The sequence below is a fragment of the Serratia sp. NPDC087055 genome, from assembly GCF_044900985.1.
In the GTDB taxonomy this organism is placed as follows: Bacteria; Pseudomonadota; Gammaproteobacteria; order Enterobacterales; family Enterobacteriaceae; genus Serratia.
The window spans coordinates 1-23058 of the sequence record NZ_JBJDOG010000007.1 but is presented as its reverse complement, the minus strand read 5'-3'; the positions used below and the strand labels follow the sequence as shown (position 1 = coordinate 23058).

The 23058-nt window shown below is 52.1% G+C and carries 23 protein-coding genes; 14 read left to right on the top strand and 9 right to left on the bottom strand.

From position 1 onward, the window contains the following. The first annotated feature begins 9 nt into the window (after positions 1-9). Positions 10-969 carry an acetyl-CoA carboxylase carboxyl transferase subunit alpha gene (gene accA / locus ACI2J2_RS22070; RefSeq protein WP_037418817.1) on the top strand — a complete coding sequence of 320 codons (960 nt, stop codon included), beginning with the start codon at positions 10-12 and terminating at the stop codon, positions 967-969. A 111-nt stretch (positions 970-1080) separates the two neighbouring features. After that, positions 1081-3225, top strand: coding sequence for a lysine decarboxylase LdcC (locus tag ACI2J2_RS22065; protein ID WP_404760860.1), 2145 nt, complete (start codon positions 1081-1083; stop codon positions 3223-3225). On the opposite strand, the gene ACI2J2_RS22060 is transcribed toward ACI2J2_RS22065, so the two are convergent. Beyond that, on the bottom strand, positions 3222-3767 hold the full coding sequence (locus tag ACI2J2_RS22060) for a MarR family winged helix-turn-helix transcriptional regulator (protein ID WP_404760859.1): 546 nt from the start codon (positions 3765-3767) through the stop codon (positions 3222-3224). The two genes, ACI2J2_RS22065 and ACI2J2_RS22060, sit on opposite strands and share 4 nt — an antisense overlap. 149 nt (positions 3768-3916) lie before the next feature. Between ACI2J2_RS22060 and ACI2J2_RS22055 the strand changes: the two genes are divergently transcribed. The 8 genes from ACI2J2_RS22055 (at position 3917) to ACI2J2_RS22020 (ending at position 13571) form a co-directional block, all read left to right on the top strand. After that, entirely contained in the window at positions 3917-4150 is a 234-nt protein-coding gene (locus ACI2J2_RS22055) for a glutaredoxin family protein (RefSeq protein WP_404760858.1), read from the top strand. A 123-nt stretch (positions 4151-4273) separates the two neighbouring features. Then, positions 4274-4663: a VOC family protein gene (locus ACI2J2_RS22050; protein ID WP_404760857.1), complete on the top strand. Its 390-nt coding sequence runs from the start codon at positions 4274-4276 to the stop codon at positions 4661-4663. Between the two features lie 89 nt (positions 4664-4752). Next, a complete protein-coding gene (cadC, locus tag ACI2J2_RS22045) occupies positions 4753-6291 on the top strand; it encodes a lysine decarboxylation/transport transcriptional activator CadC (RefSeq protein WP_265556458.1) in 1539 nt (512 codons plus the stop codon). A gap of 370 nt (positions 6292-6661) precedes the next feature. Further along, a complete protein-coding gene (gene cadB / locus ACI2J2_RS22040) occupies positions 6662-8005 on the top strand; it encodes a cadaverine/lysine antiporter (RefSeq protein WP_209639909.1) in 1344 nt (447 codons plus the stop codon). A gap of 87 nt (positions 8006-8092) precedes the next feature. Beyond that, positions 8093-10234, top strand: a complete 2142-nt coding sequence (gene cadA / locus ACI2J2_RS22035) for a lysine decarboxylase CadA (protein WP_209639912.1) — start codon at positions 8093-8095, stop codon at positions 10232-10234. Between the two features lie 64 nt (positions 10235-10298). Further along, the gene (gene dtpD, locus ACI2J2_RS22030; RefSeq protein ID WP_404760856.1) at positions 10299-11747 is read left to right on the top strand and encodes a dipeptide permease DtpD; all 1449 of its coding nucleotides are present in this window, start codon (positions 10299-10301) and stop codon (positions 11745-11747) included. A 56-nt stretch (positions 11748-11803) separates the two neighbouring features. Then, on the top strand, positions 11804-13114 hold the full coding sequence (tilS, locus tag ACI2J2_RS22025) for a tRNA lysidine(34) synthetase TilS (protein WP_404760855.1): 1311 nt from the start codon (positions 11804-11806) through the stop codon (positions 13112-13114). Positions 13115-13253: 139 nt separating this feature from the next. Continuing rightward, positions 13254-13571 (top strand): cytochrome c, encoded by a 318-nt coding sequence (locus tag ACI2J2_RS22020; protein WP_209639922.1) that lies wholly within the window; start codon positions 13254-13256, stop codon positions 13569-13571. 63 nt (positions 13572-13634) lie between these two features. Here ACI2J2_RS22020 and rof read toward each other — a convergent pair whose 3' ends face one another. Together rof and ACI2J2_RS22010 are read right to left on the bottom strand one after the other, a co-directional pair. Further along, positions 13635-13892: a Rho-binding antiterminator gene (gene rof / locus ACI2J2_RS22015; RefSeq protein ID WP_004952197.1), complete on the bottom strand. Its 258-nt coding sequence runs from the start codon at positions 13890-13892 to the stop codon at positions 13635-13637. Further along, complete coding sequence (locus ACI2J2_RS22010; RefSeq protein WP_037426441.1) at positions 13885-14085, bottom strand: YaeP family protein; 201 nt, start codon at positions 14083-14085, stop codon at positions 13885-13887. The genes rof and ACI2J2_RS22010 overlap by 8 nt, the downstream gene beginning before the upstream one ends. 213 nt (positions 14086-14298) lie before the next feature. On the opposite strand from ACI2J2_RS22010, the gene ACI2J2_RS22005 reads away from it, so the two are divergent. The 3 genes from ACI2J2_RS22005 (at position 14299) to nlpE (ending at position 16101) form a co-directional block, all read left to right on the top strand. Beyond that, the gene (locus ACI2J2_RS22005) at positions 14299-14847 is read left to right on the top strand and encodes a YaeQ family protein (protein ID WP_402322258.1); all 549 of its coding nucleotides are present in this window, start codon (positions 14299-14301) and stop codon (positions 14845-14847) included. A gap of 3 nt (positions 14848-14850) precedes the next feature. Beyond that, on the top strand, positions 14851-15264 hold the full coding sequence (gene arfB, locus ACI2J2_RS22000) for an alternative ribosome rescue aminoacyl-tRNA hydrolase ArfB (protein ID WP_037426459.1): 414 nt from the start codon (positions 14851-14853) through the stop codon (positions 15262-15264). Positions 15265-15417: 153 nt separating this feature from the next. Further along, positions 15418-16101, top strand: coding sequence for an envelope stress response activation lipoprotein NlpE (gene nlpE, locus ACI2J2_RS21995; RefSeq protein ID WP_037426436.1), 684 nt, complete (start codon positions 15418-15420; stop codon positions 16099-16101). Positions 16102-16153: 52 nt separating this feature from the next. Here nlpE and proS read toward each other — a convergent pair whose 3' ends face one another. From proS to metN, 6 genes are all read right to left on the bottom strand, one after another. Further along, complete coding sequence (proS, locus tag ACI2J2_RS21990; protein WP_265556454.1) at positions 16154-17872, bottom strand: proline--tRNA ligase; 1719 nt, start codon at positions 17870-17872, stop codon at positions 16154-16156. A gap of 111 nt (positions 17873-17983) precedes the next feature. Then, positions 17984-18691 carry a tRNA (N6-threonylcarbamoyladenosine(37)-N6)-methyltransferase TrmO gene (gene tsaA / locus ACI2J2_RS21985; protein WP_209639930.1) on the bottom strand — a complete coding sequence of 236 codons (708 nt, stop codon included), beginning with the start codon at positions 18689-18691 and terminating at the stop codon, positions 17984-17986. Beyond that, positions 18688-19092, bottom strand: a complete 405-nt coding sequence (rcsF, locus tag ACI2J2_RS21980) for an Rcs stress response system protein RcsF (protein WP_209639933.1) — start codon at positions 19090-19092, stop codon at positions 18688-18690. Before rcsF ends, tsaA begins: the two co-directional genes overlap by 4 nt. A 266-nt stretch (positions 19093-19358) precedes the next feature. Then, positions 19359-20174 carry a MetQ/NlpA family lipoprotein gene (locus ACI2J2_RS21975; RefSeq protein ID WP_402322252.1) on the bottom strand — a complete coding sequence of 272 codons (816 nt, stop codon included), beginning with the start codon at positions 20172-20174 and terminating at the stop codon, positions 19359-19361. Between the two features lie 174 nt (positions 20175-20348). Further along, positions 20349-21002: a methionine ABC transporter permease MetI gene (locus tag ACI2J2_RS21970; protein WP_012146460.1), complete on the bottom strand. Its 654-nt coding sequence runs from the start codon at positions 21000-21002 to the stop codon at positions 20349-20351. Next, positions 20995-22026, bottom strand: coding sequence for a methionine ABC transporter ATP-binding protein MetN (gene metN / locus ACI2J2_RS21965; protein ID WP_209639936.1), 1032 nt, complete (start codon positions 22024-22026; stop codon positions 20995-20997). The genes ACI2J2_RS21970 and metN overlap by 8 nt, the downstream gene beginning before the upstream one ends. 187 nt (positions 22027-22213) lie before the next feature. On the opposite strand from metN, the gene gmhB reads away from it, so the two are divergent. Then, a complete protein-coding gene (gene gmhB, locus ACI2J2_RS21960) occupies positions 22214-22777 on the top strand; it encodes a D-glycero-beta-D-manno-heptose 1,7-bisphosphate 7-phosphatase (RefSeq protein ID WP_209639939.1) in 564 nt (187 codons plus the stop codon). Positions 22778-23058: the final 281 nt, after the last annotated feature.

Here is a 23058-nt window from a genome sequence, read left to right as displayed (position 1 = left end):
AGGAATGCTATGAGTCTGAATTTTCTTGATTTTGAACAGCCGATTGCAGAGCTGGAAGCGAAAATTGACTCGCTGACTGCAGTCAGCCGTCAAGACGAAAAATTAGATATTAATCTGGACGAAGAGGTTCAGCGCCTTCGTGAAAAGAGCGTTGAGCTGACGCGCAAGATTTTTTCCGATCTTGGGGCTTGGCAAGTTGCCCAATTGGCACGCCACCCGCGCCGTCCTTATACCCTGGATTATATCAAACACATCTTTACCGACTTCGAAGAGTTGGCGGGCGATCGTGCCTATGCCGATGATAAAGCGATTGTAGGTGGTATTGCGCGCTTAGATGGTCGCCCGGTGATGATCATCGGTCACCAGAAAGGCCGTGAAACCAAAGAGAAAATCCGTCGTAACTTCGGTATGCCGGCACCAGAAGGTTACCGCAAAGCATTACGCCTGATGGAAATGGCCTCTCGCTTTAAGCTGCCGTTGATCACTTTCATCGACACCCCAGGTGCATACCCGGGCGTGGGCGCGGAAGAACGCGGCCAATCGGAAGCCATTGCCCATAACCTGCGTGAAATGTCCCGCCTGAACATTCCGGTGATCTGCACCGTAATTGGCGAAGGCGGCTCTGGCGGCGCATTGGCTATCGGCGTTGGTGACAAAGTGAATATGCTGCAGTACAGCACCTATTCGGTGATCTCACCGGAAGGCTGTGCATCAATCCTGTGGAAGAGCGCTGATAAAGCCCCTCTGGCTGCAGAAGCGATGGGCATTACCGCACCACGCCTGAAAGAGCTGAAACTGATTGATTCGGTGATCCCGGAGCCGTTGGGTTCTGCCCACCGCGACGTGCCTGCGATGGCTGCGACGCTGAAAGCACAGCTGCTGGCTGATCTGAAAGATCTCGATGGTTTGAACAACGAAGAGTTGCTCAATCGCCGTTATCAGCGCCTGATGAACTACGGCTATTGCTGAGTTCAGTTATGCGTTGCAAGAAACCGCCTTCGGGCGGTTTTTTTTTGGCTACACACCGCTGGATTTTCATGTTGTTATAGGCGTTTGGCGGTTAACTGACAGGAGCAGCCGATGAACATCATCGCGATCATGAGCCCAGCGGGCGTTTATTATAAAGATGAGCCGATCCGCGAGCTCCACACCGCACTGACTGCAATGGATTTCCAACTGGTGTATCCAAAAAACAGCGGTGACCTGTTGAAGTTAGTCGAGGCAAATGCGCGTATCTGCGGGGTGATCTTTGACTGGGATGACTACAGCCTGGAGTTGTGCAGCGACATCAACGAGCTGAACGAATATCTGCCGCTGTATGCCTTTATCAATACCCATTCCACTTTCGACGTTAGCCTGCACGAAATGCGTATGGCCTTGTATTTCTTTGAGTATGGGCTGAATGCGGCGGATGATATTGCACAACGCATCCAGCAATATACGGCCGAATACATTGATACCATTACGCCGCCCTTGACCAAAGCGCTGTTCAATTATGTGCGAGAGGGGAAATATACCTTCTGTACGCCAGGCCATATGGCCGGTACGGCCTTCCAGAAAAGCCCGGTGGGTTGCCTATTTTACGACTTTTTCGGTGCCAATACCCTGAAAGCCGACGTATCGATTTCTGTCACTGAACTGGGATCGTTGCTGGATCACACGGGCCCGCACCTAGAGGCTGAAGAGTATATTGCACGTACTTTTAATGCCGAACAAAGCTATCTGGTGACCAACGGCACCTCCACGGCCAATAAAATTGTCGGGATGTATTCTGCGCCAAGTGGCAGCACTGTCTTGATCGACCGGAATTGCCATAAATCGCTGTGCCATCTGTTGATGATGAGCGATATCGTGCCGATTTACCTGCGCCCACTGCGTAATGCCTATGGCATTCTTGGCGGCATCCCACGCCACGAATTCACCCATGAGAGCATTGCCGATAGGGTCGCGACGACAGCCAATGCGAGTTGGCCAGTGCATGCGGTGATCACCAACTCTACCTATGATGGGTTGTTGTACAACACCGACTACATCAAACAGACGCTGGACGTGCCCTCAATCCACTTTGACTCTGCCTGGGTGCCTTACACCAACTTCCATCCGATTTATGACGGCAAAAGCGGCATGAGTGGCGAACGTACCCCCGGTAAGGTGATATACGAAACCCAATCTACGCACAAACTGTTGGCGGCGTTTTCGCAGGCTTCGATGATCCACATTAAGGGCGACTACGATGAAAGCACCTTTAACGAAGCCTATATGATGCATACCACCACGTCACCGAATTACGGCATTGTAGCGTCGATGGAAACGGCTGCGGCGATGCTGAGAGGCAATCCAGGCCGTCGTTTGATTAACCGTTCGGTGGAGAGAGCGCTGCATTTTCGCCGCGAAGTGCAGCGGCTACGGGAAGAAAGCGATAGCTGGTTCTTTGATATCTGGCAACCGGAAGTGATCGACGAGGCGCAGTGTTGGCCGCTCAATCCGGATGATAACTGGCACGGTTTCGGCAACACCGACAGCGATCACATGTATCTCGATCCGATCAAAGTCACGATTCTGACGCCGGGCATGAACGAGCTTGGCAAGTTGGAGGAGGACGGCATACCGGCGGCTCTGGTGGCAAAATACCTGGATGAACGCGGTATCGTAGTGGAGAAAACCGGGCCTTATAACCTGCTGTTCCTGTTCAGCATCGGCATCGATAAAACCAAGGCGATGAGCTTGTTGCGCGGCCTGACCGACTTCAAGCGCGCTTATGATCTCAATCTGCGGGTGAAGAACATGCTGCCGGACTTGTTCGCGGAAGATCCGGATTTTTACCGCAATATGCGTATTCAGGATCTGGCCGCCGGGATCCACCGCTTGATTTGCCAACACGATCTGCCACGTTTGATGCAGCGGGCGTTCGACGTTTTGCCGGAAATGAAATTGACGCCACATCAGATGTTCCAACAGCAAGTACGTGGCAACGTGGAAACCTGCGAACTGGATCAGTTGGCCGGCAAAGTGGCGGCCAATATGATTCTGCCTTACCCGCCTGGGGTGCCGCTGGTGATGCCAGGAGAGATGATTACCGAGGAGAGCCGTGCAGTGCTCGATTTCTTGCTGATGCTGTGCTCAATCGGTGAACATTATCCGGGTTTTGAAACCGATATCCACGGTGCAAAACTGGCTGAAGACGGGCGTTATTGGGTGAAGGTGCTGAAGACGCCGTTGGTCTAAGCAAACTCCCGACAGATCAGGTTCACGCTGCTTTGCGGCAGCGGTTCCTGTGTCAGACCACAAAACGGCAGGCCGTCATGCCGTTGATGATAACGGCAGCTGTGGCACTCGCCAAAGAGCGCCACATTATCGTCTTGTTTCTGCAATTGACGCAGCAACTGCGTGAGCAGTTCCAGCAACTGCCCACCTTCCTGTTGCATGGCATCCTGTGCATTTTGCAAATAGGCGGGTGGGAACAAACTCTCCATCAACATGTGTGATTTGTCTGTCAGCTTAAGCCTGACGCTCCGCCGGTCTTTCTCGTCGGCAGTACGGGCGATCATCCCGTTACTCTCCAGCTTTTTCAGCGACTGCGATACCGTGCCCTTGGTCAGGCCAAGATATTCCGCCACCGCCATCGGCGTGTTGGAGTAATGGTTACAGCGTGCCAGGTAGTACAACGCACTGAGCTGTACCGGCGGCAGGCTTTCCAGTTCTTCGTGGTTGCGCAGCCAGCTGCGCTGCAGGCTATTTAGCCTTTCCAGTAAATCAAACAGTCTCAATGTAGGATCCTCGTGAGCAGACTAAAATAGTATCGATTAAAAACTATATTGACAAGCGGTGGTAATGGTTTTATCGTGCATATGGTTTCGATTCGAAACTAAATGAGGCGCTATTTCACCTACAACAGTCAGAACCAAGGAGAATTATCATGACTAAAGCCGTTTTTTATCACGCCGGTTGTTCGGTTTGCGTCAGTGCAGAGCAGCAGTTATTGGGTCTATTGAGCCCAAATGTGCAGGTGGATGTGGTGCACCTGGGCGAAAAGCCAGCGCGCATCGCCGAAGCGGAAAAAGCAGGGGTGCAGAGCGTTCCTGCACTGGTGGTGGATGGACAGGTGTTGCACATCAACTACGGTGCTGCGTTGGCAGATCTTAAAGTCTGATCTACACATTGCGTTGCTGATGTATGAATGACAGCCCCGTCTTATGCTGCGGGGCTTTTTGCCGTTGACGTCACCAACGGTGCCAGATACCGTGCCTCATCAAACAGACAATGAGACATCACTATGTTGGCGATACGTCAGGTACATCACATCGCAGTTATCGGATCAAACTATGAGGCCAGTAAACATTTCTACTGCGATATTCTTGGTTTTACCCTGTTGGGCGAGTTTTACCGCGCGGAGCGTGATTCCTGGAAAGCGAATTTGGCGCTTAATGGGCAATACAGCATCGAACTGTTTTCCTTCCCGTCACCGCCGGCTCGGGTCAGCCGCCCAGAGGCCTGTGGTCTGCGCCATCTTGCATTCAGCGTCGATGACATCGAACAGGCGATCCGGCATTTGCAAAATGCCGGGGTGGTTTGTGAACCGGTGCGTGTCGATCCCTATACTCAGTCACGTTTCACTTTTTTCAGCGATCCTGATGGGCTGCCTCTAGAATTATATGAGCTATGAATGCTTAATCGGGGCGTATCGACGCAGGATGCGCCCTCATATGTTATTATCCCGCGCTTGCCGTACGCCCCTTTTGAGTTATTTTCACTATGCAAGAACCCGTTTTTCGCGTTGGTGAGTGGTTGGTTACTCCCGCAGACAATAAAATAAGCCGCGATGGACGCCAACTGGCGTTAGAACCGCGGTTAATCGATATGCTGCAATATTTCGCCCGGCACCCGGATGTGGTGTTAAGCCGCGATGAGCTGATCGATAACGTTTGGAAGCGCAATATCGTCACCAACCATGTGGTGACGCAGAGTATTTCCGAACTGCGTAAATACCTCAAAGACGGCGACAGCAACAGCCCGGAATACATTATAACCGTGCCCAAGCGCGGTTATAAATTGGCTGCGCCAGTCATGTGGTGTGAAGGGGAAGATGCAGCGTTACCGCGGGTGGCGGTAATTACCCACGAGCCGGAAGATGGCAGCGAAGATGACGGTGAAGACTATGAACCGCCAAAACCCACCGTGACAAAAACGCCACTGACGAAATCGAAGATACCTTTTTACCGTCAATCACCGTTCTGGGTGTGGTTGGCTTTTTTGGCGGCGTTGAGTGCCTGCGTGGTGTTTGTCGCCATTGCCACCTTGTCGCAGCGTATACCGGAATCCACCATGCCGGTATTGATGAATCCGCGCGATATTGATATCCGTATTCAGGGTGGCAACAGTTGCAGCAACTGGACGCCGCAGCTTTCTTATGTCGTCGGCTTAAGCGAAGTGGTGACAGATTCGCTGAATACTTATTCCACGTTTCTGGTGCACGATCAGACCAACTACAACTACACCGGGCCAAGCAGTTCGGGCAAATCGCTGACCATTGAGTTCGTTAATCAACGCCATTATCGCGCGCAACAGTGCTTCCTGTCGGTACGGCTGGTGGACAACGCGGACAGCTCGATCATGTTGGATAAACGCTACTTTGTTACTGCTGATAACCAACTAAAAATTCAGGAAGACTTCCTTAGCAGCCTGTCGGTTGCACTCAATCAGCCGTGGCCACCCCAGTTGCAGCAGCGTCTTATGCGGCTCTTACCGAACTCCGGGCCGGCTTTGCAGCAGTATTATCAGGCACATCAATTGTTGATCCAGGGGGATATCGACTCTCTGACGCATGCCAGCAGCATGCTCGGTGAGATGGTAAAAGCCTCACCAGATTTTATTTATCTTTCTGCGGAAAAAGCGCTGGCGGATTTACTGCGCAACTCTTATCAACCCTTCGACAGCGCGCAGTTGGCACAATTGAGCTCGGAGATTGCTCGCCTGGACACGTTGCCTGCATTAAAAGACAGCCCCATTATTCAGCAAATTCATACGATACGGGCTTTGGGAGAGGGAAAAACGGATGAGGCTTATCAGGCGATAAATAAAGGCATTGAATTGCAGATGTCATGGATGAATTATGTGTTGCTCGGCAAAGTTTACGAAATGCAGGGGTATAACCGTTTGGCTGCAGACTCCTATATCACTGCATTTAATCTTCGCCCAGGAGAGAATACGCTGCATTGGATCCGTAATGCTGTCTTCCATACCTCAGTGAACACCGTGGTTCCTTACCTGGAAAACTACAACCCCAATAAATAATGCCTGCTGACTAACACCGCCCAAACGCATTGTCTGATGGGCGGTGTTATTTATTGTTTTTCATTTGTTAAATTAAATAAATACCTTGGTTGGAAATTTACGCCATAAAACCCCGGTTTGTTGTTATCGGATAACAAAGCTACTTGCATGTTTTAATTGAAAGTTTATCTTTTCTTGAGCATGTGTTTATCTCTTGATGTGTTAATGGAAAACCTCAATTTATCATTTGTATGATCATGAGCGTAATATCACTTTATCTTTAGGACTTTATTCCCGCCTGTCATTAGCATCCTGATTATCAAGTCGGGTCATTAGCAAAATTGCATAACGACCAAGACTTATAAGAAATCAAAATCAGGAGAAACTGACCATGGCTTCATCCAAGAAAATAGGGCTTATTGCCTGCACCGGCGTGGTCGCCGGTAATATGATGGGGAGCGGTATTGCTTTATTGCCCGCGAACCTGGCAAGTCTCGGTTCTATCGCTATCTGGGGGTGGATAATTTCCATTATTGGCGCGATGTCACTGGCTTATGTGTATGCGCGTCTGGCCACTAAAAATCCTCAGCAGGGCGGTCCTATTGCTTACGCGGGTGAAATTTCACCGGCATTTGGTTTCCAGACCGGCGTGCTTTATTACCATGCTAACTGGATCGGTAATTTGGCTATCGGCATTACCGCAGTTTCTTACCTCTCTACCTTCTTCCCTGCATTGAATAACCCGGTACCTGCAGGTATTGCCTGTATTGCTATCGTGTGGGTGTTTACCTTTATTAACCTTCTCGGCGGTTCTTGGGTCAGTCGTTTAACGACGCTGGGTTTGGTATTGGTGTTGATTCCGGTGGTTGTTACCGCTACTGCGGGTTGGCATTGGTTTGATGCTGCCACCTATCACGCTAACTGGAACACCTCCGGGACAACGGACATGCATGCCGTCGTCAAAAGTATCCTGTTGTGCCTGTGGGCGTTTATCGGCGTAGAGTCTGCCGCCGTGAGCACCGGCATGGTAAAAAACCCGAAACGTACCGTGCCACTGGCAACCATGCTGGGTACTGCACTGGCTGGGATTATCTATGTCGCTGCAACTCAGGTGATGAGCGGTATGTACCCTGCTTCTGAGATGGCGGCTTCCGGCGCACCGTTCGCCATCAGCGCCTCTACCATTATGGGCAGTTGGGCCGCACCAATGGTTTCTGCCTTCACCGCCTTTGCCTGCCTGACATCTCTGGGGTCGTGGATGATGCTGGTTGGCCAGGCTGGGGTACGTGCTGCCAACGACGGTAACTTCCCGAAAGTGTATGGCGAAATGGATAAAAACGGCATTCCTAAAAAAGGCCTGCTGTTGGCAAGCTGCAAAATGACCGCGCTGATGGTGCTGATTACTGCCATGAGTTCCGGTGGCGGTAAAGCTTCCGACCTGTTCGGGATGTTGACCGGTATTGCGGTGCTGCTGACCATGCTGCCGTACTTCTACTCTTGCGTAGACCTGATCCGCTTTGAAGGCGTCAATATACGTAACCTGCTGAGCCTGATTGCATCGATTCTGGGTTGTGGTTTCTGCTTCATCGCGCTGATGGGGGCTGACTCGTTCGAACTGTCCGGTACCTTCATCATCAGCCTGATCATTCTGATGTTCTATGCCCGCAAAATGAATACTCGCCAGACGGCTAAAGCCGTCGCTATCGACAGCAACACACCGGCTAAAGCGCACTAAGTACGCACTGACCCACCTCTAATTCAGCCCCTTGCAACAATTGCCATCCGCGATGGCAAGGGGCTCGCATTACCTGGAGAAATGATTATGAACGTTATTGCTATCATGAACCACATGGGTGTTTACTTCAAAGAAGAGCCCATCCGCGAACTGCACAACGCGTTAGAAAAACTGAATTTTCGTATCGTTTATCCGAACGATCGCGAAGACCTGCTCAAACTGATCGAGAACAATGCTCGGCTGTGTGGGGTCATCTTCGACTGGGATAAATACAACCTTGAGTTATGTGAAGAAATCAGCCAGCTGAATGAGTACATGCCGCTGTATGCATTTGCCAATAGCTATTCAACGCTGGATGTCAGCCTGAACGATTTACGCATGCAGGTGCGTTTCTTCGAGTATGCCTTGGGTGCCGCTAACGACATTGCTGACAAGATTAAACAAAACACCGATGAGTACGTCGATACCATTTTGCCTCCGCTGACCAAGGCGCTGTTCAAGTACGTGCGTGAAGGCAAATACACCTTCTGTACGCCTGGCCATATGGGCGGGACTGCTTTCCAGAAAAGCCCGGTGGGGAGTTTGTTCTATGATTTCTTTGGCCCGAACGCTATGAAATCCGACGTGTCGATTTCAGTCTCTGAACTGGGATCGCTGCTGGACCATTCCGGCCCGCATAAAGAAGCTGAAGAGTATATTGCTCGCGTATTCAACGCTGAACGCAGCTACATGGTGACTAACGGGACGTCTACCGCCAACAAAATTGTTGGTATGTACTCCGCACCTGCTGGAAGCACCGTACTGATAGACCGTAACTGCCATAAATCGCTGACCCATCTGATGATGATGAGCGACATTACGCCGATCTATTTCCGACCAACCCGTAATGCCTACGGCATCCTTGGCGGTATTCCGCAGAGCGAGTTTACCCGTGCCACTATCGCCAAACGGGTAAAAGAAACGCCAAACGCCACCTGGCCTGCACATGCGGTTATCACGAACTCGACTTACGACGGTTTGCTGTACAACACCGACTTCATTAAGAACACGCTGGATGTGAAATCTATCCACTTTGACTCTGCCTGGGTGCCTTACACCAATTTCCACCCGATTTACAAAGGCAAATGCGGCATGAGCGGTGGTCGTGTGGAAGGGAAGGTGATTTATGAAACGCAATCTACCCATAAACTGCTGGCGGCGTTCTCACAGGCTTCAATGATCCATGTGAAAGGTGACATTAACGAAGAAACCTTCAATGAAGCCTACATGATGCACACCACCACTTCACCGCACTACGGCATCGTGGCCTCTACCGAAACCGCAGCGGCAATGATGAAGGGCAATGCCGGTAAGCGTCTGATCAACGGCTCCATTGAGCGCGCTATCAAATTCCGTAAAGAAATCAAACGCCTGAATGTAGAATCTGAAGGCTGGTTCTTTGATGTTTGGCAGCCAGAACACATCGACGAAGCGGAATGCTGGCCACTGCGTTCCGACAGTGCCTGGCATGGTTTCAAAGGCATTGATAACGAACATATGTACCTCGACCCAATCAAGGTCACCATGTTGACACCGGGGATGAGCAAAGATGGCCAAATGGAATCGTTTGGTATTCCTGCCAGCCTGGTGGCGAAATACCTTGATGAGCACGGCATCATTGTTGAGAAAACCGGTCCATATAACCTGTTGTTCTTGTTCAGCATCGGTATCGACAAAACCAAAGCTCTGAGTCTGTTGCGCGGTCTGACTGACTTCAAACGCTCGTTCGATCTGAACCTGCGGGTGAAAAACATGCTGCCTTCGCTGTACAAAGAAGCCCCAGAGTTCTATGAAAACATGCGGATCCAGGAGCTGGCTCAGAATATCCACAACCTGGTGAAACAGCATAACCTGCCGGACCTGATGTACCGCGCCTTTGAAGTGTTGCCAACCATGGTGATGAACCCGTTCAAAGCCTTCCAGAAGGAACTGCACGGCGAAGTAGAAGAGGTCTATTTGGAGGAAATGGTCGGCAAAGTGAATGCCAACATGATCCTGCCATATCCTCCGGGTGTTCCATTGGTTATGCCGGGTGAAATGCTGACGGAGGAAAGCCGTCCGGTGCTGGAGTTCCTGCAAATGCTGTGCGAAATCGGCGCGCATTACCCAGGCTTTGAAACTGATATCCACGGCGCGTACCGCCAGGCGGATGGACGTTACACCGTTAAAGTATTGAAAAACGATAAATAAGTGTAATAACAGGGGAGGCGTTCGCGCTTCCCCTTTGTCGTTCAACGACTGATGGGAGAAAACCATGAAAACACCCTCACAGCCGCGCGCAATCTACTATGTCGTAGCAATACAAATTTGGGAATATTTCAGCTTTTACGGCATGCGTGCGTTACTTATTCTCTATCTGACCCACCAACTTGGTTATTCCGACAGCCGCGCCATTAGCCTTTATAGCGCCTATGCTTCCCTGGTTTACGTTACGCCGATTCTTGGCGGCTTGCTTGCCGATCGCCTGCTTGGCAACCGTGTCGCCGTCATTGCCGGCGCGGTGCTGATGACCCTGGGCCATATCGTACTCGGGCTGAGCGCCGTCTCAACACATTCACTCTATCTGGCATTGGCGATCATCATCTGCGGCTATGGCCTGTTTAAATCCAATATCAGTTGCTTGCTGGGTGAGCTGTATCAGCCGCAGGATACGCGCCGTGAAGGGGGCTTCTCTCTGCTGTATGCCGCCGGTAATGTCGGCTCGATTCTGGCACCGATCGCCTGTGGGTTGGCGGCGGAACGCTACGGGTGGCATGTAGGCTTTGCGCTTGCGGGTATCGGCATGTTGGCAGGGTTAACGATTTTCCTGTGCGGGAGCCGCCACTTTCGCCATACGCGTGGCGTGGATCCCGCTCAAATGTCGGCCACCACGTTTCGGGTACCAAACTGGGTATGGCTGAGCGTCATGCTGCTGTTGGCTCCGTTGTTTTTCACCGCGTTGTTCATTTACGATTTGGCCGGACAATTACTGATGCTGGTGTGTGCTGCTGCCGTCGTGATGGTGATGCGGATCATGGCCCGGGCCACGGCGATACAGCGGCGCGGGTTGTGGCAGATTGTCACGTTGATGCTGTTGGGGACCTTATTCTGGGCTTTCGCCCAGCAAGGCGGCAGCTCCATTAGCTTATTTATCGACCACTATGTCGATCGCCAATGGTTCTCTTGGTCAGTACCGACCGCATTGTTCCAGTCGGTGAATGCTTTTGCCGTCATGTTTGGCGGTGTGATGCTGGCCTGGCTGGCAAGAGGAAATGGCAGCGGGAGCCGAACTCTGCGTATCTGGGGAAAATTCGCCTTCGGTTTGTTGCTGATTGGCGTGGGTTTTACCCTGATGGCACTGAACGCCCGTTACGGGCAAGGATCGATGGCGTTAATGATCGCCGGGCTTTCGGTTATGGGGCTCGCCGAACTGTTTATCGACCCTGTCGCGATGGCGCAAATTACGCGTCTGAATATTCCCGGCGCCACCGGGGTGCTGACCGGCATCTATATGCTGACCACCGGTTCGATAGCCAATTACCTGGCGGGCATTATCGCCGGCCAGACCGCGGACGACCCGGCAACAGGCGCGACAGAGCAAGCTTATGTCCACCTGTTTGCTCAAATTGGCTGGTGGGCGATGGGGTGCACTGCGGCAGTGGTTGCGGTGTTGGCCATGTGGTGGTTATTGGCGGGGCGGCATATCCGAGCGGTTAATGCTTGATTGATGGTATGACGGGGGTTAACGTGCAGCTATCTGGACGTCATTAAGCCTAATCAATGAAGAGTAATCAATTATCTGCACAGCTTGCCCGCCAATTGGGTGCAAACCGGCATCTGCTGGTGGCATTCAGCGGCGGGTTGGACTCCACCGTGCTGCTGCACCTGCTGGCCATGTTACGGCAGCAATTGCCGGAATTGCAGTTACGTGCGGTGCACGTACATCATGGCCTGAGTACTTTTGCCGATCGGTGGGCAGCGCATTGCCAGCAGCTATGCGCTGCCTGGCGATTGCCGCTGGTGGTTCAGCACGTGCAGGTTGACGGCAGCCAAGGCGGCATTGAAGCCGCCGCCCGAGCCGCGCGCTATGCGGCCTTCGCCAGCACGCTGGAGGCCGGTGAGGTCTTGCTTACCGCACAGCATCTTGATGACCAATGTGAAACCTTCCTGCTGGCGTTAAAACGTGGCAGTGGCCCGGCGGGCCTGTCGGCGATGGCTGCAGAGGCAACGCGGGGGGATCATAGTTTGCTGCGCCCGTTGTTGGGGATTTCACGCGAACAGTTGGAAGCCTACGCGCAGCAGCATAAACTCACCTGGGTTGACGACGACAGCAATCAGAACCCGCGCTTTGACCGTAATTTCCTGCGTCTTCAAGTGTTGCCGCTGCTGAATCAGCGCTGGCCGCATTTTGCAGCCGCAACGGCGCGTAGCGCCAGCTTGTGTGCCGAGCAAGAGCAGTTGCTGGACGAGTTATTGGCAGAGCAACTGCACGCGTTGCTGGATGAAGACAATGCGCTGGCTATTGAGGGTTTGCTGGCGTGTTCAGCAGCCCGGCGTTTTGCTGTGTTACGCCGTTGGATTGCGTCATTCGACGTTACCATGCCCTCACGTGAACAGCTGCAACGGCTATGGGAAGAGGTCGCACTCAGCCGCGACGATGCCGAACCGCAACTGCTACTGCGACAATATCAGATCCGCCGTTTCCGCCGGCGTTTATACCTGTTGCCGCTAATGGCCGATCTGCGGGATCTCAGCCTAAATTGGTCATTGGCAGAGCCACTCACATTGCCGGACGGATTAGGCACGTTGGTCAGTGGGGAGGGGGATATTTGCCTGCGGGCGCCACAGCCACAACAAAAAGTGAGCATACGTTTTGCCGCCCAAGGTAAACTCCGCATTCTTGGTAGAACGCATTCCCGGCCGATCAAAAAATTGTGGCAAGAGTTGGGGATTCCTCCCTGGCAGCGTGAGCGTATCCCGATGGTCTATTATGATGATCAACTTATCGCTGCGCTGGGGGTTTTTGTCTGCGAGGACGCTCAAATACCCGAAGGGCAACAGCCCCTGCGGTTGCACTGGCATAAAAAATAATAAGAGACCCAACCTACCTGACGTTGTCTTTTTGTTGGCGACCTGTATTTGCTCCAGTCACGTACGATTTGTACGTCCAGGGGGCGTTTGGTTGCCACCTCGATGCAACGCCAATGGTTTTGGGCATAGCGAAGGAGCAATGATGAAATTTGTGAGCGCAGTGGCGGTGATGTTGGGGTTGTGCAGCCTGCCAGCGATGGCTGCGGGCGATGCGGCGGCGGGTAAGGATAAATCTGCCAGTTGTATGGCGTGCCACGGTGCGGAAGGGAAGGTCTCCGTGCCCATGTACCCGAACCTGGCCGGGCAAAACGCCATGTATCTGGAGCATGCATTGCAGGCGTATAAAAAAGGCGAGCGTAATGGCGGGCAGGCAGAAGTGATGAAGGCCTACGTTTCAGCGCTGTCTGATGATGATATTGCCGATCTGGCGGCCTACTATGCCAGTCTTAAACCCTAGCAGAAGCCATAAAAGACGAGGGCAGCCGTTGGGCTGCCCTGTTGGGATGGCGTTACCGTTTAATCAGTCAGACAGGCTGACGACCACGGTACCGATTTCCGGATGACTGAAACTGAGGATATGATCCAGACGCAAGCTGAGAGCATTGCCGGCCTGATCGATAATCAGATACTCAACGCCCTTGGTAAACTTCAGCTCGGTGGCCTTGCCTTCGAGTTTTTCTCCGTCGCGTAACTCCAGCTTCAGAATGTAGTTATGCTGACAGGCGAGTTCCAGGCTTTCATAGTCATCGCAATTGATGGATTGGTACTCATCATTCATCAACATAGTCGCTCACCAATAAGTTAGCGGCGGCAAAGGCCGCCTGTTCCCTAACGGAGGACGGTAGCGCGTTATTCGCAGCAACTTCGTCCAATGCCTTTAATACACATGCTAACGCATCAGGCACGTAGCCGAGATCACCACTGCCGATCTCAGCGTAAAAACGGCGTACTAACTCACAGTATTGTTGCACAGTTTCCTCCCTTAAGAACCTCTGCGTCATCGAAGCCCTACAGCGATGAGGCGCAGGCTCTCGGAGCTTGACTCTATCCTAGACGACTATAGCACAGCTATTGTGGAGTTATTAGCACCTCCGCGTGGCTTTCGTGCCGTGCTTTTCCCGGCCGCGCTGGCAGCGGTTAGGCCAAATCTAGTACACTGTCGCCTTATAATTATGAGGTCACCCATGGCGCTGAAAGCTACAATTTATAAAGCCACGGTCAATATCGCTGATATGGATCGTCACTTCTACCACGACGCCACGCTCACCTTGGCCCAGCATCCTTCCGAAACTGAACAGCGCATGATGCTGCGTTTGCTGGCTTGGATCTGCCACGCGGATGAGCGTTTGGTATTTACTAAAGGCCTGAGCGCTGACGATGAGCCGGAAATCTGGCAGCGGAACGACCATAACGGGCTGGAAATGTGGATCGAAATGGGATTGCCTGATGAAAAGCGGATCAAGAAAGCCTGCAATCAGTCACCGCGGGTCGTGTTGTATGCTTACGGTGAACGCGCCGGCCATGTGTGGTGGCAGTCGATTCAGAATAAGGTGGCAAACCACAAAAACCTAAGCATCCGTTTTCTGGATGATGAACAATTGGGCAAATTGGCCGCGCTGGCCAGTCGAAATATGACGCTACAGGCTACGCTGCAAGAGGGAACTATCTGGCTTTCTGACGTTCAGAATAGTCTGGAAATCCAGTTTGCCGAGTGGCAACAGGCACAGGTGTGATTGGTGTTAGAACTGTCAAGAAACGTAGCCATACCGGATAACGAGCTGGAATTAACGGCGATCCGTGCGCAGGGTGCGGGTGGTCAGCACGTGAACAAAACCTCAACGGCTATCCATTTGCGCTTTGACATCCGGGCATCCAGCCTGCCAGAGTATTACAAGGAAAGATTGCTGGCCCTGAATAATCATTTAATTACCGCTGATGGCGTCGTGATTATTAAAGCGCAGGAATATCGCAGCCAGGAATTAAACCGCGAGTCGGCGCTGGCCAGGTTGGTCGCGCTAATTCAGCAGGCGATGGTGGTGGAAAAGGCGCGCAAAGCGACCAAGCCCACGAAAGGATCAAAATTACGCCGGCTGGAAGGCAAGGTACGTAAAGGCGCAACTAAAGCGCTGCGCGGTAAGATCCGCACTTAAGGATACATACACCCAATATAATTGGCGTTGCACCGAGTCGGCCAGTGAACGAATTCCAATGCGCTTGCGTGGTAAGTGATTCGGATAAGGGAGCACTGGCAACTCAGAGGCAGCGGCAAGAATAAAGGATATAAACACAGTAGGAGAATAACTGTGAAGAAAATAACACTGGCCTTGTTTTTAGCGGCAGGGGCACTTTCGTTACTGGGATGTAATAACCACTACCAGCCGAAAGAACAACCACTTCAGGCGATGCAACAAAGCTACCAAGGCATTCTGCCTTGCGCTGATTGTGGTGGCCTGGATACCTCGTTGTTCCTGGATAAAGATGGCACTTTCGTGTTGCAGGAAACTTACCGCGGTACCAAAGATGGCGATCAAACCTTTGCTGATTACGGCAAGTGGGCGCGTACAGCGGATAAGTTGGTGCTGACTGACAGCCGTGGTGATAAACGCTATTTCCGTCCGGTTGGTAAAAGCCTGGAAATGCTGGATCAAACCGGTGCTGTGATTGAGTCTCAGCTGAATTACCGTCTCGATCCCGTAGAGAAGGCACTGCCTAAGACACCGATGTCGCTGAAAGGCAGTTACACCTATATGGCAGATGCGGCAGTATTTAAAGACTGCGCCACAGGCCAGACTTTCCCGGTTGATAATACTATCGCCCTGGAGCAAGGTTATGCCAAAGCCTATAAAACCCCGGGTGAGCCGGTGTTCCTGACCCTGAATGGTCACTTCAGCGTTCAGCCTTCAATGGAAGATGGCTTAACGGAGAAAGCGCTGGTGCCTGACGGCAAAATTGCTTTCGACCGCAGCAAAAATTGCGACAGTAAATAAGCGTCATAAAAAAACCCGCCTCGGCGGGTTTTTTGTTTTCAGCTGTCGCGGATTAGCGCGTGATCTGGCCTAACAGGAAATCAACGATTTCACCGGTTTTGATCATGCGTTTCTCGCCGACGCGGCGGTTTTTGTACTCAATCTCTTCGGTGTCGAGGTTACGATCGCCGATAACAATAGAGTGCGGTACGCCAATCAGTTCCATATCAGCAAACATCACGCCTGGACGCTCTTTACGGTCATCAAGGATCACGTCGATGCCGTGTGAACGCAGGGTGTTGTACAGATCTTCCGCCAGCGCTTGCACGCGGAAAGATTTGTGCATGTTCATTGGCAGAATCGCCACCTGGAATGGAGCGATAGCATCTGGCCAGATGATGCCGCGTTCGTCATGGTTTTGCTCGATAGCCGCAGCCACAACACGGGTCACCCCGATGCCGTAACAACCCATGGTCAGCACTTGGTTACGACCGTCTTCACCCTGAACCGTGGCTTTCATCGCTTCAGAGTATTTGGTACCGAGCTGGAAGATATGGCCCACTTCGATACCGCGTTTGATCAACAGCGTACCTTTACCGTCCGGGCTGGCATCGCCTTCCACAACGTTACGGATATCGGCAACCTGCGGCAGCGGCAGATCGCGCTCCCAGTTGATACCGAAGTAGTGCTTACCGTCGATGTTGGCACCGGCACCAAAATCACTCATTGCCGCTACGCTGCGATCGGCCACGACAGGAACCTGCAGATTAACTGGGCCAAGAGAACCAGGGCCAGCGCCGATGATGGCGCGGATTTCTTCTTCGGTGGCGAAGACCAACGGAGCAGCAACCTGCGGCAGTTTTTCGGCTTTAATTTCGTTCAGTTCATGATCGCCGCGAACCAGCAGGGCAACCAACTTGTGGCCGCTTTCTTCTTTAGCACGCACCAGCAGCGTTTTGACGGTTTTCTCAACCGGCAAATTGAATTGCTCTACCAGCTCGGCAATAGTTTTGGCGTTTGGCGTATCCACAATGCGCAGTTCTTCACTGGCAGCAGCACGCGGCTCCGCAGGGGCAACGGCTTCGGCCAGTTCAATGTTGGCGGCAAAGTCGGACCCGGTGGAAAACACGATATCGTCTTCACCGCTGTCAGCCAGCACCTGGAACTCGTGTGATGCGCTACCGCCAATAGAACCGGTATCGGCATGTACCGGACGGAAGTCCAGGCCCATGCGGCTGAAGATTTTGCTGTAGGCTTCGTACATCGCATCGTAGGTCGCTTGCAGCGATTCCTGCGTGGTGTGGAACGAATACGCGTCCTTCATCAGGAATTCGCGAGAGCGCATCACACCAAAACGTGGGCGCACTTCATCACGGAACTTGGTCTGAATCTGGAAGAAGTTCAGCGGCAGCTGTTTGTAAGAGCTGATCTCGTTACGGATCAGGTCGGTGATCACTTCTTCGTGCGTTGGACCCAGTACGAACGGGCGCTCGCCGCGATCGACAAAACGCAACAGTTCAGGACCGTACTGTTCCCAACGGCCACTTTCCTGCCACAAGTCGGCAGGCTGTACCACCGGCATACATACTTCGATCGCGTTAGCATTGTTCATTTCTTCGCGAACGATGTTTTCAACCTTTTTCAGAACGCGCAGACCGGTTGGCAACCAGGTATAAAGACCCGAGGCCAGTTTGCGAATCATCCCGGCGCGCAGCATCAGCTGGTGGCTGATCACTTCGGCATCGGCAGGTGTCTCCTTCAGGGTGGAGAGCAGATATTGGCTAGTACGCATGGTGTTTTGGTTCCGTTAGAACTGCAAATTGCATTGGGTAGCCACAGTGGCGGCCAAAAGTGGTTTAGTTTACCAGTGCAAGCGGGTTGTCAAAAGAGAGACGATGGATTTTTAACGCAGGTCGAGAGACAGCACCTCGGTTTGTTGATCCACGACCCGCCAGCGTACGTTGAAATCCAGTAACCAGACCGCGTAATCCCGTTCCACTTCTTGCCCCTTACGGTAGGCTGGACGTGGATCTTGAGCCAGAACCTGAGTGATAAAGCGCCGTAACTGCGGGTAGCGTGTTTGATGTTGCTGTAGCTGCTGTTCCGCTTCAGGGGCAAAAAACACGGGCATATCACCGGCTGGCGCTGACTGAGCAAATCCGGCACGCGCCTGTGGCTGGCTTTCGGCAAAGGGCAGGTAGGGTTTGATATCCACCACTGGCGTACCATCAACCAGATCGAGGCTGCCCAATTCAAGCACGACGTCGCTGCCCTGAGTGCGCACATTTTTTAATTCAATCAGCGACATACCGAGCGGGTTCGGACGGAAAGTCGAACGGGTCGCGAATACTCCCATCCGGGCATTGCCGCCGAGGCGGGGTGGGCGGACGGTTGGCCGCCAGCCGCCTTCCATGGTTTGATGGAAAATAAACATCACCCAAAGATGGCTGAACTCACTGAGACCGCGTACTGCTTCCGCCTGATTATAGGGCGGCAGCAGCACTAACTCACCGCCACCATCTTCCACCAACCCCGGCTGACGGGGTACGGCGAATTTTTCTTTATACGGTGAACGGATGGTTCCGATCTGATTGAAAACAAACTCGGTCATTTGGACGAAACGTTAAGCGCTGAGCCTTGGCAAATGGCCTGTTGGTAACAGCCGGCAACGCCACTGACAATTTGGCAGTCGTGCAATAGCACGGCATTTGCTTTCATATAAGAAGCGCGGATTTGCATGCGTTTACGGGCTGTCGCCAGATTAGGTGGAGAATCCTGCACCGTCGTTTGGCAAGACTCGCCGGAAACTTCACCCAGATCGCGGAATGGCTTACCGACTAACTCTTCTGCACTTTTATACAGTTTAACCGGCGCGGGACGTGCCGCCGAGGTCGTTTTCGTTGGCGTTGTTGCTACCGGTTTGCTGGTGCTGTTTGTTGAGGGGGGCGCGAAACGCTGCGACGAACACCCTGCTAGCGCAAGCGCTAACAAACAGAGAGGTAAAGCACGCATTGAGATTCCTCTGCCTTGATGGAATATAGAAGTGGCGCTATTGAAGCAATCTATCGTGGAAATAACAAGACGGGCCGGAGCCCGTCTAGATTTCTGACAAACACCCGAAAAACGTGGTTTTCGGATGTTTGGGGTAATGTAGAAAATATAATCCTTTGTTTTTATTAGTACTAAATGACTGCATCAGTCGCAAAGGATTTGATTAACAGTGTCAGACGGGCCGAAGCCCGTCTTGCAATTATAGGAATAAAATCGGTAATGAATAATTACCAACCTTTAACTGCACCACCGTTAAAGATCTTGTTGGCCGCTTCGTTCACTTCGTCAGATTGGTAAGCCTGAACGAATTTCTTCACGTTTTCCGCGTCTTTGTTATCTTCGCGGGCAACCAGCAGGTTCACATACGGCGAGTCTTTGCCTTCAACGAACAGGCCGTCTTTCGCTGGGGTCAGGCCAATCTGGCTGGCGTAAGTGGTATTGATTACCGCCAGTGCGATTTGCTGATCATCGAGTGAACGTGGCAACTGTGGTGCTTCCAGCTCGACCAGCTTCAGGTTTTTCGGGTTCTCAGTTACGTCCAGCACGGTCGGCAGCAGGCCAACACCGTCTTTCAGTTTGATCAGGTTAACCTTCTGCAGCAGCAGCAGGGAACGGCCCAGGTTCGTTGGGTCATTAGGCAAGGCAACCTGAGAACCGTCTTTCAGTTCGTCCAGAGATTTGATTTTCTTGGAGTAACCGGCAATCGGATAAACGAAGGTATTGCCGACTGCGACCAGTTTGTAGCCGCGATCCTTGATTTGCTGGTCCAGATAAGGTTTGTGCTGGAAGGCGTTCAGATCGATGTCACCTTTGCTCAGCGCTTCGTTTGGCAGCACGTAGTCATTGAACGTTACCAGCTCGACGTCCAGACCGTATTTCTCTTTCGCCACTTTTTGCGCGATTTCGGCGACCTGCTGTTCAGCACCGACAATGACGCCGACTTTAATATGGTTCGGATCTTTTTCTTCTTGACCACAGCCTACCAGAGCCAGACTACCGATCAGTGCGCCGATTGCTGCGATGGATTTAAATTTTAACGACATATCCCTTCCTCATTAGACTCGCATTTGAAATACGCTTTACCCTTTATCTTTCAAAGCCCAGCGTTGTTGGCTGTGTACGCTCACCCCAATTACTGTTCATGGGGACTCGCTTACTTGCCGCCTGGCCAGGTTCTGAAATCTATCGGGTAGATATCAGCGCAGTTGCTGTAAAAACTACTTATGGGTGACGGCCTTGACGATCCGGTCACCGAAGAACTGAATCAGATAAACCAGCACCACCAGTAATACTAATACGGTATTCATTACTGTGGCGTTATAACCGATATAACCGTACTGATAACCAATCTGCCCCAGCCCACCTGCGCCAACAGCGCCGCCCATGGCGGAATAACCCACCAGAGTGATCAAGGTAATGGTGGCGGCGTTAACCAAACCCGGCAGGGCTTCTGGCAACAACACCTTTTTAATGATTTGCATCGGGGTTGCGCCCATCGCACGGGCCGCTTCCACCAAGCCAGAGGGGATTTCCAACAGCGCGTTCTCTACCATACGGGCAATAAAGGGGGCAGCGCCTACGGTCAGTGGCACGATGGCCGCTTGCAGGCCAATCGACGTACCGACGATCAAACGAGTAAATGGAATCATCCACACCAACAGAATAATGAAGGGGATGGAACGGAAAACGTTCACTAACCCAGACAGTGTTCTATATAGCGTATTGTTGGCGGCGATTTGCCCCGGACGAGTCACATACAGCAGCACGCCAACCGGCAGGCCGAGTACGAAACCGAAAAAGCCGGAGACAAAGGTCATCATGACGGTTTCCCACACGCCACGAGCCATTAACCACATCATTGCCTCAGACATAACCCAGAACCTCTACTTTTACCTGATTTTCCTGCAGGAACTTAATCGTTGCCAATGCGTCTTCATCACTGCCGTGGAGCTCAGCGAGCATCACGCCAAATTTGACGCCACCGGCATAGTCCATCTGCGCACTGATGATGTTGTTATTCACGTTGAAACGGCGGGCAGCTTCTGACAGCAGCGGCGCATCAACTGACTGGCCGGTGAATTCCAGACGTAATAGTGGCTGACGGCCACCACTGCGTTCAGGCGCCAGGCGCTTGGCATAGTCATCCGGGATATCCAGGTGCAGCGTGGATTGAATGAACTGCTGGGCCAGCGGGGTTTTCGGGTGCGAGAACACTTCGCTGACACTGTCTTTTTCAATGAGTTGGCCCTGGCTGATAACCGCAACCTGATCACAGATGCGTTTTACCACGTCCATTTCATGGGTGATCAGCAAAATAGTCAGACCAAGACGACGGTTAATGTCTTTCAACAGTTCCAGAATTGAACGTGTGGTGGCCGGGTCCAGGGCGCTGGTGGCTTCATCACACAACAGAACTTTAGGTTGGCTTGCCAATGCACGGGCAATTGCCACGCGTTGCTTCTGGCCGCCTGACAGGTTAGCCGGATAGGCATCATGCTTATCTGACAAACCGACCAGTTCCAACAGTTCGGTCACGCGTTTTTTGATTTCAGCGCGCGGGGTGTTATCCAGCTCGAGCGGCAAAGCAACGTTGCCGAACACGGTACGGGAAGACAGCAGGTTAAAGTGTTGGAAAATCATGCCAATCTGACGGCGTGCGCGCGTCAGTTCGCTTTCAGACAGCGACGTCAGATCCTGTCCGTCGACCAGCACCTGGCCCGAGGTTGGGCGCTCAAGCATATTGGCGCAGCGGATCAAGGTACTTTTACCGGCGCCTGATGCACCGATAACGCCATAAATTTGCCCGGCAGGGACGTGAAGAGTCACGTCAGAGAGCGCGTTAATCGTGCGCGAACCCTGCTGGAACACTTTGGTGATGTTAGAAAGTTTAATCATATTCTTCTTATTTTAGCGTGGTTGCCCGTGGCTAGATAAAAGTAAACCTTGGCGTGGACCAAGGTATGACTCAGATGTTAAGGCGTCTAGACGTCTAAGTCAACGATCAACGCTGTTCTCTTCCGTTCTCAGCATTGGGTAAAACATGCGATACTGTGCACGTTTTCAGGCCCTCAGGAGCAAACCGGTGACACAAAGCGTTCCAGCAATTTTCCTCGATCGTGATGGCACGATTAATGTCGACCATGGCTACGTCCATGAAATCGATAATTTCCACTTTATTGATGGCGTGATTGACGCCTGTCGCGAACTTAAAAAGATGGGCTTTGCTTTGGTATTGGTGACTAACCAGTCTGGCATCGCACGCGGTAAGTTCAGCGAAGACCAGTTTATGTACCTGACTGAATGGATGGACTGGTCGTTAGCCGATCGTGATGTTGATCTGGATGGCATCTATTTCTGTCCACATCATCCAGAAGCAGTAATAGAAGAGTTCCGCCAAGTGTGCGATTGCCGCAAGCCTCAACCTGGCATGTTGTTGCAGGCGCAGCAGGAATTGAACATTGATATGGCTGCTTCTTATATGGTTGGCGACAAACTGGAAGATATGCAGGCGGCAATGGCGGCGGGTGTTGGCACAAAAGTACTGGTGCGTACCGGCAAGCCAGTCACTGAAGAAGGCGAGAAACTGGCAGATTGGGTGTTAAACAGCCTGGCAGACCTGCCGGAAGCCATTAAAAAGCGGGTTTAGTAGACGTTATGCATGAATAGTGAGCGGTCAGATAAAAAGTGAATATTAATCCTTGTCATTCTGAGCCGGCTCCCTATAATGCGCCTCCATCGACACGGAACATGTGAACAACTTCACAGAGTCTCCGGGGTTCGAAGAGAAAAAATCCTGAAATTTAGGGGTTGACTCTGAAAGAGGAAAGCGTATTATACGCCACCTCGAGATAGCAAGCTACGGCGGCTAACTCACTGCTCTTTAACAATTTATCAGACAATCTGTGTGGGCACTCCACAAGACGATAT

Excerpts from the sequence above, each read along its gene's own strand:
- ACI2J2_RS21970 (WP_012146460.1), bottom strand. The coding sequence starts at position 21,002 with ATGTCTGAGGCAATGATGTGGTTAATGGCTCGTGGCGTGTGGGAAACC.
- cadB (WP_209639909.1), top strand. The coding sequence starts at position 6,662 with ATGGCTTCATCCAAGAAAATAGGGCTTATTGCCTGCACCGGCGTGGTC.
- ACI2J2_RS22020 (WP_209639922.1), top strand. The coding sequence starts at position 13,254 with ATGATGAAATTTGTGAGCGCAGTGGCGGTGATGTTGGGGTTGTGCAGC.
- tsaA (WP_209639930.1), bottom strand. The coding sequence starts at position 18,691 with ATGACCGAGTTTGTTTTCAATCAGATCGGAACCATCCGTTCACCGTAT.
- rof (WP_004952197.1), bottom strand. The coding sequence starts at position 13,892 with ATGAATGATGAGTACCAATCCATCAATTGCGATGACTATGAAAGCCTG.
- ACI2J2_RS22065 (WP_404760860.1), top strand. The coding sequence starts at position 1,081 with ATGAACATCATCGCGATCATGAGCCCAGCGGGCGTTTATTATAAAGAT.
- proS (WP_265556454.1), bottom strand. The coding sequence starts at position 17,872 with ATGCGTACTAGCCAATATCTGCTCTCCACCCTGAAGGAGACACCTGCC.
- rcsF (WP_209639933.1), bottom strand. The coding sequence starts at position 19,092 with ATGCGTGCTTTACCTCTCTGTTTGTTAGCGCTTGCGCTAGCAGGGTGT.
- ACI2J2_RS22055 (WP_404760858.1), top strand. The coding sequence starts at position 3,917 with ATGACTAAAGCCGTTTTTTATCACGCCGGTTGTTCGGTTTGCGTCAGT.
- accA (WP_037418817.1), top strand. The coding sequence starts at position 10 with ATGAGTCTGAATTTTCTTGATTTTGAACAGCCGATTGCAGAGCTGGAA.
- ACI2J2_RS22005 (WP_402322258.1), top strand. The coding sequence starts at position 14,299 with ATGGCGCTGAAAGCTACAATTTATAAAGCCACGGTCAATATCGCTGAT.
- cadC (WP_265556458.1), top strand. The coding sequence starts at position 4,753 with ATGCAAGAACCCGTTTTTCGCGTTGGTGAGTGGTTGGTTACTCCCGCA.
- ACI2J2_RS21975 (WP_402322252.1), bottom strand. The coding sequence starts at position 20,174 with ATGTCGTTAAAATTTAAATCCATCGCAGCAATCGGCGCACTGATCGGT.
- ACI2J2_RS22050 (WP_404760857.1), top strand. The coding sequence starts at position 4,274 with ATGTTGGCGATACGTCAGGTACATCACATCGCAGTTATCGGATCAAAC.
- dtpD (WP_404760856.1), top strand. The coding sequence starts at position 10,299 with ATGAAAACACCCTCACAGCCGCGCGCAATCTACTATGTCGTAGCAATA.
- cadA (WP_209639912.1), top strand. The coding sequence starts at position 8,093 with ATGAACGTTATTGCTATCATGAACCACATGGGTGTTTACTTCAAAGAA.
- metN (WP_209639936.1), bottom strand. The coding sequence starts at position 22,026 with ATGATTAAACTTTCTAACATCACCAAAGTGTTCCAGCAGGGTTCGCGC.
- tilS (WP_404760855.1), top strand. The coding sequence starts at position 11,804 with ATGAAGAGTAATCAATTATCTGCACAGCTTGCCCGCCAATTGGGTGCA.